The organism is Streptomyces sp. M41(2017), from assembly GCF_002078175.1.
Lineage (GTDB): Bacteria > Actinomycetota > Actinomycetes > Streptomycetales > Streptomycetaceae > Streptomyces.
The window spans coordinates 5,633,168-5,648,919 of record NZ_MWFK01000001.1 but is presented as its reverse complement, the minus strand read 5'-3'; the positions used below and the strand labels follow the sequence as shown (position 1 = coordinate 5,648,919).

The 15,752-nt window shown below is 69.5% G+C and carries 10 protein-coding genes and 1 pseudogene; 5 read left to right on the top strand and 6 right to left on the bottom strand.

Annotated features, from left to right (window positions below):
* Window positions 1–926: 926 nt before the first annotated feature.
* Window positions 927–1,028: pseudogene (locus tag B0675_RS40670) on the bottom strand (hypothetical protein); the annotation flags it as partial.
* Window positions 1,029–1,287: 259 nt separating this feature from the next.
* Here B0675_RS40670 and B0675_RS24760 point away from each other — a divergent pair.
* Window positions 1,288–2,412: a hypothetical protein gene (locus B0675_RS24760; protein ID WP_081221193.1), complete on the top strand. Its 1,125-nt coding sequence runs from the start codon at window positions 1,288–1,290 to the stop codon at window positions 2,410–2,412.
* Between the two features lie 482 nt (window positions 2,413–2,894).
* On the opposite strand, the gene B0675_RS24755 is transcribed toward B0675_RS24760, so the two are convergent.
* Both B0675_RS24755 and B0675_RS24750 read right to left on the bottom strand, forming a co-directional pair.
* A complete protein-coding gene (locus B0675_RS24755; RefSeq protein WP_081221191.1) occupies window positions 2,895–4,886 on the bottom strand; it encodes a hypothetical protein in 1,992 nt (663 codons plus the stop codon).
* Window positions 4,887–4,995: 109 nt separating this feature from the next.
* Entirely contained in the window at window positions 4,996–6,342 is a 1,347-nt protein-coding gene (locus B0675_RS24750; protein WP_143661091.1) for a hypothetical protein, read from the bottom strand.
* Window positions 6,343–6,946: 604 nt separating this feature from the next.
* On the opposite strand from B0675_RS24750, the gene B0675_RS24745 reads away from it, so the two are divergent.
* The 3 genes from B0675_RS24745 to B0675_RS24735 all read left to right on the top strand — a co-directional run bounded on the left by B0675_RS24745 (window position 6,947) and on the right by B0675_RS24735 (window position 12,184).
* Window positions 6,947–8,161: a DUF2207 domain-containing protein gene (locus B0675_RS24745; protein ID WP_143661090.1), complete on the top strand. Its 1,215-nt coding sequence runs from the start codon at window positions 6,947–6,949 to the stop codon at window positions 8,159–8,161.
* A 374-nt stretch (window positions 8,162–8,535) separates the two neighbouring features.
* Window positions 8,536–11,301 (top strand): ADP-ribosylglycohydrolase family protein, encoded by a 2,766-nt coding sequence (locus B0675_RS24740; protein ID WP_081221184.1) that lies wholly within the window; start codon window positions 8,536–8,538, stop codon window positions 11,299–11,301.
* A gap of 241 nt (window positions 11,302–11,542) precedes the next feature.
* Window positions 11,543–12,184, top strand: coding sequence for a hypothetical protein (locus tag B0675_RS24735; RefSeq protein WP_081221997.1), 642 nt, complete (start codon window positions 11,543–11,545; stop codon window positions 12,182–12,184).
* A gap of 133 nt (window positions 12,185–12,317) precedes the next feature.
* On the opposite strand, the gene B0675_RS24730 is transcribed toward B0675_RS24735, so the two are convergent.
* A complete protein-coding gene (locus B0675_RS24730) occupies window positions 12,318–12,941 on the bottom strand; it encodes an NAD(P)-binding domain-containing protein (RefSeq protein WP_081221181.1) in 624 nt (207 codons plus the stop codon).
* Between the two features lie 33 nt (window positions 12,942–12,974).
* Window positions 12,975–13,709 (bottom strand): SDR family oxidoreductase, encoded by a 735-nt coding sequence (locus B0675_RS24725; RefSeq protein WP_081221178.1) that lies wholly within the window; start codon window positions 13,707–13,709, stop codon window positions 12,975–12,977.
* A gap of 160 nt (window positions 13,710–13,869) precedes the next feature.
* Between B0675_RS24725 and B0675_RS24720 the strand changes: the two genes are divergently transcribed.
* Entirely contained in the window at window positions 13,870–14,481 is a 612-nt protein-coding gene (locus B0675_RS24720) for a TetR/AcrR family transcriptional regulator (RefSeq protein ID WP_081221176.1), read from the top strand.
* Window positions 14,482–14,810: 329 nt separating this feature from the next.
* Here the strand turns inward: B0675_RS24720 and B0675_RS24715 are convergent, their stop codons facing one another.
* Window positions 14,811–15,722, bottom strand: coding sequence for an SDR family oxidoreductase (locus B0675_RS24715; protein ID WP_081221174.1), 912 nt, complete (start codon window positions 15,720–15,722; stop codon window positions 14,811–14,813).
* Window positions 15,723–15,752: the final 30 nt, after the last annotated feature.

Here is a 15,752-nt window from a genome sequence, read left to right as displayed (position 1 = left end):
CCGGCGTGGATGGAGGACTCAGCGGCCCACATCGCTCGCACGGCGTCACCTCAGGCACCGGATCCGGCTCGAAGGGGGGCTTCGTGACCGACCGTTCGCTCAAGGCGGCACGGTCGCGTCGGCGCTGCGCCGGCTCTCCGTCGTTCCGGTCCCGGCGCACCACTCCCGTACGTCCCAGGCCCGGCGGTCGGCCGGATCGTCGAGGCCGTCAGGGACGGTCTCCCACCGACACACCGTGGCCACACCGGACCCACGCTGCTCCGCCGCGGGCCCCGGCCTCCAGACGGTTCGGCGTGGTGAACGGGACGGGGATTGGCGTCGGTGAAGTCGTAGCAACCGTCGCCCTCTCCCGGTCGTCACGGCGCCGCAGCCCGTTGTCCTCCAGGACGGTGCAGCCGGGGCTCCGGTCCGAGGGCTCCGTGTGCTGCGGTTGCGCTGCTCCTGCCGTACGGAGCGCGGGGCAAGGACCGCCGAGCGCAGGGGAGCCGGCGGCTACCTATGTCCGCGGCGAGGTCGATCGCTGCCCCAACCCATGCGCCGCTGCACGAGTATGCCTATCACTACGAGAGGGGCGATCACCGCCGAGACCAGGAGCGACGTTCCCCACGAGTGGGACGACCCCCGCATACCCGCGCGCATGCTGAGGGTTGAGAAGACGTACACACCCACTGTCGCCAAGGCGACCCGCAGCCAACGATTCATATCCGCCGTTTGCCCTCAGAGCCCTGTTTCATCACGAGCGATCCCGTCCCGGCACCGGGACGGGCCAACGCCTCCTGCTGATCAGAGAACTGAGCGAGCATCATCGAAGCGCCACGGTGGAAGAGCTTCCGCCGAATTCCCGGCCGTCGATGCCCGCGCCGATGTCGGCGACGACGATTTCGTCGCATCCGGCTCCGCCTCCGATCCTGACCCCCGCCCACGACTCAACCCGTGGAAGGATCTTCCACCGTCGGGATGTACGGCGACAGCAATGCCTCCGTGTGCTGCGTGACCGTGCCTCGAACGAGCCTCAGCAGGCGTACCTGGTTCTCGCGATCGTAGCGACAGGAATGGCTTCACCCTCCCGGCCGGAGCAGGATCGATGGAGACGCCCTGGCGTCCATGGTGTGATGCGTCAACGCGGCGGCTTCCAATGGAAGGCAGCTCCGTTGCCCGCGACAGCCGGGCCCGTCGATGGATCGACTTCGGCAGCGTGGACGGTCCTACATTGCCGGGCTGAGGCATCGTGTTCACCCGGGGCCGCTGAGAACATCTGCCCGACGTCATCCATGAGGAGGCTTGGCCATGAGCTTGTCGATGTCCGGTGCGGCGCTGGTACTCGTCCTGGTCGGGGCGGTGATCGGGTTGGGCACGGGGCAGGCGTCTCGCCGCCGGCTGGCTTCAGCCTGGGCTTACCTCATCGCTGCCGCGGTACTCCTAGGCGTCGTAGGCCTCCTGGTGACAGGGGCACTCTTGATCGTCAGAGGGTGGAGCACCGTGCTGCAGCCGGCGGCCGGCATGGTTCTGCTCGCATGCGCCGTGTATGTGTGGCCGCGCCCGGCCAAGTTGAGGCCCAACCGCTCCACGTTGGGACGCAAGCAGGCGCCGGAGCTGTTCGCGTTGGTGGACCGCGTGGCGGATGCGGCTGGGGTAGCGCACGTTGACGTCATTCAGCTCAGCACGGAGTTGTCGGTACGAGTCGTGGCCGTGGGTGTCAGGCGCCGGAGGGTGCTGTTGCTGGGCTATCCACTGTGGGTCGTGCAAGCGCGGCGGCAGCGGGTTGCGGCGATTGCCCATGCGCTGGTGCACCAGGCCCACGACATCTGCAGCACTCCGCTGATTGACAGTGCCCGCGCCGTGCTGCGCCGGATTTCGTCCCTCTCCGGCCGACCGCCCGAGTCCGACGCTGCCGTCGATCAGTTGCTGAAGCCGTCGGCGCTGTCCCGTTATGGCGACGAATTGAGCACTGCGGCAGGCCAGTTCACCTCTCGTACCCGCGTCGCGGATTGGACTCTGTTGCTGCCCGCGCTCATCGCTCGCGGAACGGATCGACTGCTGCTGACAGCCGCACGTCCGGCGGCGCTCGGCGCCGAACGACGGGCGGACAGTGCCGCTGCCGGCCTCGGCTCGTACTCGGGAGCAGCTCTCCCTGACCCGTGCCTCGCTCGTGAGGTCGCAGCTGAGATGCATCGTCTGGCCATCACCGCGCAGACATTCCCTTACGGTAGAAGCAAGTTCGACGCCGCGGACAACTACTGGGATGGGCTCGCACCTTTTGCGCAGGCGGATTGCTTCGGGCAGGGCGTGCCGCGTGCCTCGGACACCGCCCCGGGTGTCATGTCCTGCGACCGCGCAACGGCGGACACTATCGAGGAGGAACTGCGAGCACCCTCCCGCGTCCTGGCCGAGGCCGTGATCCAGGGCGGCTGAGGACTCCTCCACGCTCGTGCGCTCTGAGCCGTCTGGTCCCGGACGGCCTCGGCCAAGCACCCGGCCGACCGGATCCAGGCGTGTGCCCGCACCCTCCAGGGGCTGGGCGTTGAGCAACCCGGAGGGCTTCTGACTGATCTACGGCGACCCGGTTCCCCGGCTACCGCACACCGGAGGACGGCGCCGCCCCAGGTGCTGCGTGCCGGGTCTGCACCCATTCCGGCCGTACGAGCACACCGTGCGCAGCGCGCCCGGGCCTGCCGGGGCCGGCCGTCGTAGGCGGCGGTCCGCTGGGACACCGCCTGCCGCCGCCACCTGCACTCGCGTCGACGTGCACGGGCGCGAGACCGTGGCGTCGTCCAGGACCACGCCGAGCGCTCCGGTGTGGCAGGCAAGGGATTCGGCCGGCGGACCCTGGCACGGCTGCGCGCGCCGATGACATTTCTGGGGTGCTGTCGCCGGCCGGGGTGCGGCGCATGCGTTCAATGCCTCGCGAGCGGCAGGCTGAGTACTCCGTGGTCGCCTCCTACGATCAGGTCCGCACCGGCGGTGGTCATGCAGGTGAGGCCCGCATCGAGGGCGATGTGGTCCACCGTGCCGGTCTTCGGCTCCCATATCCGCAGCCGGTGGCGGTGGCGGGTGCCGGCGACCAGGACCGTGCGGCCGTCCCGGAGCGTGGTGGCGGTGATGACCGGCAGACCGGCGGTGCCGGTGGAGGCGGACAGACCGTCGCCTATCGGAGTACCGGTGGCAAGGTCCCACAGCATGACCACTCCCTGGTCGTCTCCCGTGGCGAGCAGAGCTCGGTCGGATGTGGGCACAGTCGCCACAGTCGCCACCCGGTGGTCGGCATCGGCGAGCGCACGCGCGCTCAGCTGCACGGCCGCGCCGGTCTTCCATGGGTCGTCGACGGCTGGATCCCACACATGGAGGCGGCCCGCGGTGTCCGAGGCCGCGATCAGCGTATGGCTGTCGGAGAGGGGGACGGCGGCGATCGACTGGATCGGACTGCCGTAGGGGTTGAGGCGTCCGACGCATTCGCCCGTGTCCGGGTCCCACATCCGGACTGCGCCCCGGGGGGTGGCGGTGACCCTCAGGGTGCGACCGTCGGGGATGACCGCGGCGCACATTCCGGTTATTCCACCGGGGCTGTCGCCGGCCGGTTCGCGAACCGGCTCCCTGGTGGCAGGGTTCCACACGGCGATCGTGCCTGTGTCGCCTCCGCTCGCCAGAAGGACGCGGTCGCCGGGCAGAGCCATGGCCGTCATCGAGCGGATGCGATCAGGATGTCCTGGCAGCAGGTCGTGGACGAGTCGCCCGTCGGCCACGTCCCACATGCGTACCACGCCTCTGTCCCCGCCGCCGGCCACCAGCGTCGGCCGACCGGGACGGGACACCACCGTCAGTGCAACGACACTCCCGAACGAACCGGGCGCGGAATCGGAGAACACGACCATAGGGCTCCAGGGTGTGCCGTCGGCCGCGAGCACCCTGGTCCCGTCCTGCCGGAAACGAGTTCCCGTTCCCGCTCCACCTGTTCGGCCTGCCGTCGCCGAGGCAGTCGCCCCAGCAGCGTCCGTCTGAGCCTCCGTCAGGGGCACCGTCGGACGCTCCTGTGGGTATGCGCCGTCCGGATGCTCCGCCAGGCCGTCGGCGATCGTCCATATCCGCTCGCAGTCCCAGCAGCGGAAGTGTCCGGTGAGCGACATCAATGTGCGGGCCCATTCCCTACCGGCCCGCCGCGGGCTGCCCTTGACCGCGACCATGCCGGCGACCAGGCACAGGACAGCCTGCCCCGGCATGTCGTCGGGTACCCCGGCCGCCGCGACCTCGCGTCCCACCCGTAGGAAGGATTCCCACCCCTCCCCCAGCGCATCGCTCCGCAACGCCGCGGCGGCCTTGCCCCAGGGATGCCCTTCCGCACGGACGCGAACGGGATCGGGCAACTCCGGAGCCCGCGCAGGCGGATGCAACGGATCCCTGAAGAAGTCGGGGATCTCGGTGTCGCTCTCACACCCGGGACACACCAACTGCAGGCAACCTTCCCGGAGATCGCGAAGACGCCACAAGGCCTCGCCCATGTGATGGCCGGCGAAGGCCACGCAGGCGAGCACGAGGTGGGCGCACACCTGCGCGGGTACGCCGGTGGAAAGGAGGCTCCGTGTAGCCGCCTCCTCGGCCGCCCGCAGCGCTGCGCTGAACCCTGCCTCGAGATCGGCCGGGACGGGGGGCCTGTCCTCCGCGGTCACGATGGAACCCAGGTCCACCCAGAAGTCCACGGTCTGCCCGGGAGGCATGGCCGCTGCCGCCTCGATGAGATGAGGCAGGGCCGCGTAGGCGCCGTCGAAGACGGTTCCGTCGTCCAGCAGGCCACCGGCCAGGGCGGTCCATCTCTGTCTCCACTCGTCGCTGTCCTCGGTGTCAGCCGCGGAGGCCAGCTGCGCCAGGAGTGCTTTCACCTCCTCGGCCCTCACGCCGTGAAGGTCACGCCAACGAGGGCTGTGCAAGGGCAACTTCGGAATCATGGATGAAGTCTCGCAATCGGCTCTGACAATCGGAGGCTCGGCGTCCGACGGGCTCCACTCAGCTCGTCGTCCGGTCGGCGACCACTGCCACTGAGCGGGGCATGATCCGCTCCAGGACCGGCAGAACAGCCTCCCAGCCGCCGAGCACCACCACCTGCGCGGCAAGCCTGCGGGCCCGGGGCGGCTCGGACAGCTCCACGAGTGCGGCCAGCGCCCGCGCTCGTGTCCCGCGACAGGCGATCGAGCGGGTCAGCGTCTCGGCGGCGTCCAGGTCACCGTGCCGGGCCGTCCCTAGGGCGATCGCGAGCAGCGCCTCACCCTGTGCCCAGCCGTCGTCGATCAGACGGGTCATGACCTCGGCCCTGCCCCGATCGCCGCGCAGCACCAGCTTCCGGACCACTTCGATCAGCGCCCTGTCATGCGCCCGACGGTCGGTGATCGTGTGCGCGAGAGCCTCAGCCCCGTCCGTGTCGCCGGAGCGGGCAAGTTCTCCGACCATGTCCGCCTGCTGCGCCACGGACAGATCCAGGTCGAGCCCCTCGGTGAGGACCATGGCCCGCTCGACCTGCCCATGGCGGGCGAGAAGGAGCGTCAGCGACTTGAGCAGAACATTGTGATCACGGCCATCACCGGTCTCGAGCAGTGTCTCGGCCCGGTCGGCCAGGGCCAGAGCCACGTCGAGGTCGGCGTTTTCGTCGACCGTATCGAGCAGACACGCCATGTCCCGCGCGCCGAGCAGGAGTCGGGCGGAGACTGGGGAGGCAGCGGACGCGTCCAGGTCTCCCTCCAAGACCGTGCCCTGGTCACCCGGTTCGCCGAGGTTCCATCCACAGGGACTGCCGCCGGCCCGGACGGCGGATTCGGACGGGGGGCGCAGAAGAGCGTCGAGCCTGCGGAAGTCCCCCTCAAGCGCCTCCCGCGCCAAGACCATCGCCAGGGGCCGCGGCTTGCACCACCCGTGCGGGTTGCGGGACCGGGCCATCTCCTCCACGCGATCGGCCAGTTCTGCCGCCCGGTCGTGGTCGCCGGTGGCGACGGCAACGTCCATGAGGAGGCCGAGCAGCTCTTCCATGCCGTCGACTGCGCAGAGCCGCGCCTCGTCGTCGGCGCGAGCGGCGAACCTGAGCGCCTCGGCGATGTCGCCGCGGTCCGCCGTCGCCTTGGCCAGCAGGGCCCAGGCCCACCCCCAGTTGTGCGGGTAGCGGATCCTCTCCGCCAGGGCGACAGCCCTGTCCCCCCTCCCGGCACGCGCCCACGCCGGTACGAGGGAGACCAGTGCCTGGTCCCGCGACTGCCTCAGGGGAATCGACTCGGCCAGTGCCTGAGCACCGTCCAGATCTCCCGCGCCCGCCGCAGCCTTCACCAACTCCAGAAGCTCCGTACCCTGCTCGAGCTCGTCACCCATCGTGTACGCCAGCTCAGCCGCGCGGACGAGGTGACCGGTGCGGGCGAGCGCCCTCGGGAGCCATCCACGGGTAAGGCCGGTGCCCGGCTCCCTTCTCACCGACAGCCGCAGAAGGGTCAGCAGGCAGGGCTCGAACCCCCCTTGCGCGATGCCTCTTGCCGCGTCATTCTCCGGTGCCAGGCCGCGACGTCGCTCCCATTCCCGCAACGTGAAAAGTTCTGGCCCCCACTGAGCCAACCCCTCTGGCATACCTGGTACCCCCTGGTAAAGCACCTCGGCTGTCCGCCCACACAGACGGCCCGACAATACGGCGGGACTCCCCCGGATCGTCGCCAACTTCCCTTCGCCATCCCGCCGGTCGCCGATGACGTACAGCCGTGACGGCAAGAGCCCTTCGTCGGCCGGCGGACAGAGGACGGGCCGGGCTCGAGGGCAGGCCGTACAGCGGAACGCCCGGAAGGACGAACTCGATGACGGCAACCCGGAACTCCGCCGGACAACCCATGGGCAACAGCCGACCAGCGCCTCGACCGCATGATGACCCGGATGCTTTCATCCGCCAAGAGCAACTACAGTCGTCTCGGCCACATTTCAGGGGGCGGACTTGAAATATCGAATGCTGACCGCGGACGTGGTGAACCTGCTTCTCGGAGGCGGGGAGGCAACACCGAAAGGCATCGAGACCACCGCCCTGGAAATGGTCCGCACGGGCCGACTTCAGGGTGAACGGAAGGCCGACGGAACACTGACCGTACGGACGATTCCGCCCACCGCCGACTCGGCACCGCTGCGGCCCGTCGAGGCACTTGTGGTGGAACGAATCCGCCGGCGCAGCCGAAACGGTGTCGACCGTGTGCCGACAGGTGCCCTCGGGCCGGGCGACGGCGACGAGTTCTGGGTATGGTGGCGCGACTTCCAGAAGGCTGTCCGCGACGAGACGACGGCTCTCGGCCTCATCCGGCCGGCCCGGAACAAATACCTGACGCTGACGTATCGGGGTGCGGCTCTCGCAGCCTGGTTCGGCGCCCTGTGGGCCGGAGTGTCGTGGAGTCCCGACGGGGTACGGGTCCTCCTCCAAGCAGTCCTCGTACTCAGCCTGTTGGGGCTGGTACGGCTGTCGGACGTCCCGCTCGGATCCGCGCCCAGGTTGACCGCCGAAGGACGGCAGGCCGCGCGCGAGTGGCGGACCCACGACCGCGACGGGGAACATCGGCTGCCCAAACGCCAGGTGGGAGTGGCTGGTCCCGAATCGGCGCTTCCCGTACGCGAGCCGCGGCAGATCTGGTCCTCGTACGGCAGAGCGTGGCACGTCGTGGACGCCGGACCCCTGGATCCCCCGCGCTGGGGACACCTGTGGCAGTTCGTCGTGCTGGCCGTGACCGTGGGCGTCGGCTTTGTCGCCATGCTCGTGGTGAGCCTGACCGCGCGCCCGCCCTACGGCTGGGAATGGGACACCGCTCCGGTCCTCACCGGCGTACTGCTGTGGAGCCTGTGGCTACCGGCCCGCCGTCATGTCCTGGCTGTTCCCGACGAGTCCAGCTTCCGCGGCGCCGTGATCTCGCGCTGGGACTACGACACGCACTACGACGACCCACACACGGACGTCACACACTACTGCTGCTCCATCGAGGATCCGGCAACGCGGAAAGCCTGGTCCTTCGAGGTGGACCGGTGGAGCCGACCGATGTTTTCACGCGAAGCGAACTCGCAGCTCAAAGACCGGTTCCGCGTGGGGGACGTCGTCGATGTCCACTGCAGCCCGCGCCGGCGCAAGATCCGTCGGATCAGTGTGGCCGAGGCCGTGTCGCGGACCGACTGACGATCGGACCCGCCCTCGCAGGCTGACCATGAGCCTGCGGATGCCCGGTGGGGACGTCTACGAGAGGGCCTCCAGACCGGGCACGGAGGCTGGCCCGGAAGAAGAACTCCCGCAGCGGCGTGCCCCGATACATGCGCGGGTTGTCCCGCACGAGGGCGACAGCAAGCAACGGACCCCCATAAGCGTCCCATTGACGATAAGTGGATCGTCATGCGAGGCTGACGTAGTCGACACGCCCGAATGTCCTGCACGAGCATCTTGCTGTGGCCAGCGCCCTTCTGATCGTTCCGATCAGGACGACCGACCACTCCCCACCGCCTCACGCCACCTGCCGGGCCCGGTGTACGCGGGCCATCGCACCGTCTGGAGTCCGCATGGCACGCAGTCCCGCACCCCACCCCGAGCTGGACGCACGGGCTACCGACCGGGCCGCCGGAGTGCTGCTCGGCGCGGCTGCGGGTGACGCGCTGGGCGTGCCCTACGAGTTCAAGGCGACGCTGCGCGCGGATCAGCAGCCGATGATGATCGGAGGCGGCCTGGGGCCGTACGAGCCCGGTGAGTACTCCGACGACACCCAGATGCAGGTCTGTATCGCCCAGGTAGCGGCGACCGGAGCGGATCTGCGCGACCCGGAAGCCCAGGACGAGATCGCCGCCAACTTCCAGGCCTGGCTGGGCGAAGGCGCCAGCGATGTCGGCAACCAGACCAGCATGATCCTGAGCATCGCCGCTCGCGAACCCGGGTCGGCGGGCACGGCGATGCGGAAGGCGGCCCACGAGTACACCGCCGGCAACGCGCGCAGCGCGGGGAACGGCTCCCTGATGCGGACCGGGATCGTCGCCCTCGCCCACCTCGGTGACCCCGTCGCGATGGCCGAGGCCGCCATCACCGTCAGCGCGCTCACCCACCCGGACCCTGAATGCGCCGATGCCTGCGTGTTGTGGTGCTCCGGCATTCGTACCGCCGTACTGGACGGGACCTTCGACGGCGTGCGTGCCGGCCTGGATCTCCTGCCAGTCGAACGCCGGGGCACGTGGGCAGAGCGACTGGACGAGGCCGAGGCCCACCCACCGCGCCGCTTCAACAACAACGGCTGGGTCGTCCACGCTCTCCAGGCTGCCTGGTCGGCGATCACCCGGACCGCCGTACCGGAGTTGCGTCCCGCCGAGGGCAGTTTCCCCGCCCAGCACCTCAAGTTGGCCTTGGAGGCGGCGGTACGGGCCGGAACGGACACCGACACCGTCGCGGCGATCGCCGGTGCCCTGCTCGGCGCGCGCTGGGGCAGTTCCGCTGTCCCGCTGGAGTGGCAGCGGGCCGTAACCGGCTGGCCAGGCATGAAGGGGGCCGACCTGGTCCGGCTGGCACTGCTCACCGCCCGCGGTGGAAGCGACGATGCCGCCGGCTGGCCCTCGACGCCGCAGATGCCTTCCTCCCACCCCGGCTTCGCCATCCCCCACCCGCACGATCCCGGGGTGGTACTGGGCAGCCTGACCACGGCCCAGAGTGTCAAGCCGCTTCCTGTCGACGCCGTGGTGTCCTTGTGCCGTATGGGCACCGGACCGGTCCTGCACGGCAGCGACGTCGAACACGTCCGCGTCTGGCTGGTGGACAGCCAAGGAGACAACGCCAACCTCCACTACGTACTGGACCAGGCCGCCCGTGAAGTGCTGCGGCTGCGTCAGGAAGGGAAACGAGTCCTTCTCCACTGCTACGCCGGGCAGAGCCGCACCCCGGCCGTCGGCGCCGCCTACAGCAACCTGGCTTTCGGCCTCGATCCCAGGACCGCACTGAAGGAGCTGCGTACCGCACTGGTGAACGGCTGGCATCTGTCGGAGCACCCTGAACTGCAGAACGCCGTCTACGAGCTGGCCACCCCCACGTCCCCAGGAGGCAAGACGACCGGAGCCGTTTCGCGAACAGACCAAGCGCACGACGTCACGGCGGGAACGACGGACGACGAGACCGGGGGCCCGCGCGATGACGCCACCCCGGAACAGGACTCGCTGCTTTCCATGGAGCCCGAGGATCACGATGCGGGCCGGACACCGCGGGAGTTCATGAAGGAGAAACACGCGGTGTCCCGGGTACGCGGGCTGCTGCTCGGCCTGGCCATCGGCGACACGCTCGGCCGAGCCAAGGGCAAGCTGCCCGCCGACGGTCCGTTGCTGGCCGGAGTCAGCACCCAGCTGGCCTGCTTCACCACGGAAGGAACGATCCGCGCGCTCGTACGGGGCGACCACAAGGGCATCTGCCATCCCCCAGGGGTGGTGTGGCACGCCTACCGCCGATGGGCCGCCTTGCAGGGACTGGAAGCCGAGCGCAGCAGATCCGCGGGCAGGTGGCCCGACGGCTGGCTCGCCCAAGTGCCTGCCCTGACCGAACGGCGCGGTTCGGCGCCGGCGACCGTGACCGCGCTCGCAGGCAGCGCGCATGGCCAGGTGAAAACGCCGACGACCAGCCGCGGCTGCCACGCGCTCACCCGCACCCTTCCGGTCGCCGTGCTCAGTGCCGCCTACGGCTCCGAGCCGGCAGTCGACGCAGCCCGTGACATCGCATCCCTCACCCACGGCGACCCGGCCGCGCACACCGCGACCGCCCAGGCGGTGGTGCTGGCCCAGCACTGCCTGACCGACCTGACCGAGGCAAAGGCTTCCTCCGGAGGTCGGACACAGGTACGGCAGGCGTTGGCCGAGGGTCTTCGTGCCCTTCGTGGTATCGACCGGGCTTACGCTTCTGAAGGACTCGACCGGCTCGGCCAAGCACTTGAGATGGCCATCGCTCACCCCGCCGACGCAGAGCGGCTCGCGAAGCTGGCACCCGACGCCACCGCTCCGTCAGCCCTGCTCGGCGGCATGTATGCCGCCGCCTCCTTCCCTGAAAGGGACCAGGTGGCCGACGCGCTGAGTTTCGCGGCCCGGGCACCGGACGCCGACTCGGTCGCCTGCGTGGCCGGTGCGCTGCTCGGAGCAGCCCACGGCGCCGAGGCCCTGCCCGTCGACCTGGTCAGCCGTCACGAACTGGCCTGGGTGCTCGACACGCTGGCCCGCGACCTCACAGCCCAACTCGCCGATCTCCCTGGCGGCACCGAGTACACCTCGGGCTGGGATCCGACCTGGTTGGACCGCTACCCCGGCTGGTGACCCGCTGCCGATGGCCACGCGAACCGCGTGGCCACCACCTCGTCCCATCCCGTCCCATCCCATCCGGTCGGTCTCAGTCGTCCAGGCGGACCGGCGCCAGGAAGGAGAAGGTGTCCGTGTGGTCAGGACGGCGGATCACGCACGGTGCCGCAGGAGCCCCGAACTCACCGCATCCTGCGCCGGGTTGAGCAGGTGGGGCCGTTTCCGGCTACCCGGCCGCTCATCCGCCTATGCTCGGTACGTGCAACCGCTTTCCGACAGCAGCAATCCGTTGACCACGGCATTCCCATCCGAGCTTGCGAGCGATGCCGAGGCAGTGCTGGCGGTGATGCCTGCCTCTCGGCTCCAACCGCACGCCTCGTTCTCGGTCGTTGTGGCGGACCAGCACGTCTACATCCCTGGCCGTCTCTACCACGACGAGCCGCCGACCGACGCGGTGGCGTCGCTTTCGTCGCGTCAACGGCAGCTTCTGCACTGCCTGTACTCAAGGCACTGCGACGGGGTGGTCAGACAGCGTCACCTGGAGAAGATCGTTGCTAGCACGGACCCATGGGTCGTCCCCTTCGTCGTGCAGCTGGTTGGCGAGTACGTCGTGGAGATCCTTGTCGTCATCTGCGATGAACTCCGTGATCTCGCCACGCCCGGCACGCGCGGCCACCTCGCTTACGGGCAGTTCATCGTGAACAACCCTGCCTTTTTCGCGCGCACCCAACGCCGGGTCGTGAGCTACTGGAGCTGCTACTACCGTGGCACCTACGCGATTTTCCGGGGCTACCCGGGGTGCACTCTTCTTGACCTCCTACGGTCCGCTGCCTCCGACAGAGCCGGGCATCCCTGGCCCAACCTCGCTCCAGCCGGCGCCAGGGTGCACGGCTACTGCTAGGACCCGGCCGGGCAAAGCCACCGGGCCGATCAGGTGACAACAGCACGGGAGCCTTGTCCGTTGGGCCCCGGCCTCACGCCGGCTCCGTCCCTCCATCGGTGGCCGCTCCCCATCGGACCCTTGAACCGTCTGCTCAGACGGGAAGTTCGGTGACGCCGATGGCGAAGTCAAGATTCCCCACCCCGTGGTTGGCGAGGCCCACCGTGAGCACGCCCGCGCCTTCCAGCCAGTGCGCCATGGAGAGGCCGCCGACGTCCAGCGGGCGCAGCCCGAGGCTCTCGACGAACGCCTCCACCCGCGCCTTGGCCGACGCATCGTCCCCGGCGATGAAGACATCGGGCCGGCCCTTCTCCAGGACCTGACGGAAGACGGTGTTGAACGCCTTCACCACGCCGGCGCCGGCCGGGGCGGCCTTGGCGACTTCCCGTGCGATCGAGGTCTCCTCGCGATGGGCCAGCCCGTCGAACGTGGCGTTGAAGGGATTGCTGATGTCGACGATGACCTTTCCCGCGAGTGCGTCGCCGTACTGGACGACGGCCGGCACGACACCGTCGTACAGCAGGGCCACGATGACGATGTCCCCGGCCGGTGCGGTGCCCCATTCTCCGGTCGTGGTGTCGCCGCCGAGCGTTTTGGCCAGTTCAGTGGCCTTGGACTGATTTCGGCCCATGATCTCGACGGTGTTGCCGCCCGCTATCGCCCGTACGCCGAGGGTGCGGGCCATGTTTCCGGTGCCGATGATGCTGATGCTGCTCATGAGATGTCCTGCCCTGGTTGTGTGGTGTCGGGTTCAGATGGCGGTGGTGCCGCCGTCGGCGACGAGTTCCATGCCGTTGACGTAGCTGGAGTCGTCGGAGGCGAGGAACAGGGCGGCGGTGGCGATCTCGTCCGGGTGACCCATCTCGCCGCGGGGGATGAGGGACTCGAACTGGCGCTTGGTGGCCTCGTCGAAGAGTTCCGCCTGCTTGGCGGTGGCGACCTGGCCGGGGGTCAGGACGTTGACGCGGATGCGGCGGTCCTTGAGCTCGTTGAGCCAGATGCGGGCCCAGGCCTGCTGGACGGCCTTGCTGCCGGCGTAGACGCTCCAGCCGGGGAAGGCGCCGAGGGAGGCGTTGGAGCCGGTCATGAGGATGGAGCCGCCGTCGTTGAAGAGCTGGAGGGCCTTCTGGACGGTGAACAGGGTGCCGCGGGCGTTGAGTCCAAACCAGGTGTCGAACTGGGCCTCGGTGATCTCGCCGAGCGGAGCGGGCTCGCCGCCGCCGGCACTGGCCCACAGCACGTCGAGGCTGCCCTTCTCCCGCTTGACGGTGTCGTACAGGCGGTCCAGATCGTCCAGGTCGGCGGCGTCACCCTGGACGCCGGTGACGTTGCGGCCGATCTGCCGCACGGCCTCGTCCAGGGCGTCCTGGCGACGGCCGGTGATGAAGACGTGCGCTCCCTCGTCGACGAACAGCTTCGCGCCGGCCAGCGCCATGCCGGTGGTGCCACCGGTGATGACCGAAACCTTGCCGTCGAGCTTTCCCATGGTCGCTCCCTTGAGTAGGTGGTGCAGTTGACAGGTGGTGCCCTGCGCACCTGGAACGACGGCATTAAGTACACCGTCCTGTTTCCTTACCGTACGGGGCGATCAGCTGCGGCGCAAACTATGTACACCGCTCGTTACCCACCTGCGGTAGGGTGGAGCTATGACGGAGTTGGAGAAGGGCCCCACGGGCCGCCGCCGCGGCAGGGGCGCTCGCGAGCGCATCCTCAGCGCGTCCCAGCAGCTCTTCCGCGAGCAGGGCATCAACCGCACCGGCATGGACCAGCTGTGCGCCGCGGCCGAGGTGTCCAAGCGCACGGCCTACCAGCACTTCGGCGGCAAGGACGAACTCGTCGCCGAGTACCTGCGCCGGTTCGACCCCTCCGTTCTGTCCGGCGTGTTCGACCGCACCGACCTCACGCCCCGCGAACGGCTCCTCGCCGCCTTCGACGTTGCCCCCACCACGCCTCTGTGCCCCTACATCGCCACCGCCGTGGAGCTCCACGACCCTGAGCACCCCGCGTCCCAGTACGCGCGGGAGTACAAGATGGCCGTCGCCGTGCGGCTCGCCGACACCGCGCGCGAAGCCGGCGCCGCCGACCCTGAACAGCTCGGCGAGCAGCTCGCGCTGCTCATCGACGGCGCCGCGGCTCGCACCCGGGTCCTCAACGCCGACGCCTTCCCCACCGCCGCCGCCATCGCCGCCGTCCTCATCGACGACGCCATCCCCGGCACGGCCGGCGATGACCGGGGAGGGGAGGTAGTGCCAAGCTGACTTGGCACTACTCAGCCGGGCCGGCCGCACTGCCGATCGCACCTCCGCAACCCGTCGGTACGCGGCACCAGCCGTCGGCGCTCGGCCCGATCCTGCCGGCCGTAACGGAACCGGCCGCCCGCTTGTTGAAGGCCGCAGCAGTAGCGGCGGGGAGACCGGCGTCCCCCTCCCGAGGCCCCACTGGCCCGGTCATCGAGACGGCGGTGCTGACGAAGCAGGCAAGCTCACCCGCACTTCGAGGTGCGGACCCTGGACTGACTGAAAGGGTCAGTCGCCGCGGGCGCGCCTGTGTTCACGTCCCGTCAGTCTTTATTGGGGGAACTGATCCATCAGCACTGCGGCGGGGTCACGGGGGGCAAGGGGGGCGCGGGACGGTGCGACTCCCAGTCGGCGCGACCGCCTGCTCCCAGAACGCCGGTATTGCTGTGCAGTTCCGCTGCCGGAAGATCAGCGAGGGAGCGGCGTGCGACCCGGGACACGATCGAGGGCAGCAGCGGGCGCAGCGGCTCCACCAGACGCAGCCAGGGCGGCGCGTACACGCTGGTTGCGCGCTTGTTGATGCCGCGTACGAGCCACGCGGCGACCTGGTCGGGGCTGTGAACACGTCGGGCCGGGGAGGGCTGGTGGGTTCGCAGGGCGCGTAGCACCGGATGGTCGTCGATGCCGCCGATCATGTCGGTGCCGGTCCAGTGGAGGTAGGCGATTCCCACGTCGACGCCTTGGTGGTGCAGTTCGGTGCGCAGCGCCTGGGCGAAGGACTCCACTCCTGCTTTCGAGGCGCAGTAGGCGCTCATCAAGGGGGCGGAGCCGAAGGCTGCGGTGGAGGCGATCTGCAGGAAGTATCCGCCCGTTCGCCGGAGTTGGGGCAGGAAGGCGCGGGCCGTGTTCGCGCTGCCGAGCAGGTTGACGTTGATGACTCGGTCGAACAGGGCCGTGTCGGTGTCCGCGAAGAGCCCTGCGGCGGCGATACCCGCGTTCGCCACGACAACCGATGCAGGACCGAGGCGTCTTTGAACGCTGCACGCCGCGCCCTGCAGTGCGGCCTCGTCGGTGACGTCCACCTCGATGCAGCATGTCTGGGTCGGCAGGCTGTCGGCGACCTGGCGCAGCGTATCCAGCTCGCGTCCCAGGAGCGCCAGCCGCAGTCCGCGGCGCGCGAGGTGGCGGGCTGTCGCCTCCCCCACTCCTCGGGCGCCGCCCGTGACGACCGCCACCCGCCCGTCCGGCCGGCCCTGCACCATCGCTACCTCCCCGGCGAGAGCGTCTACCGC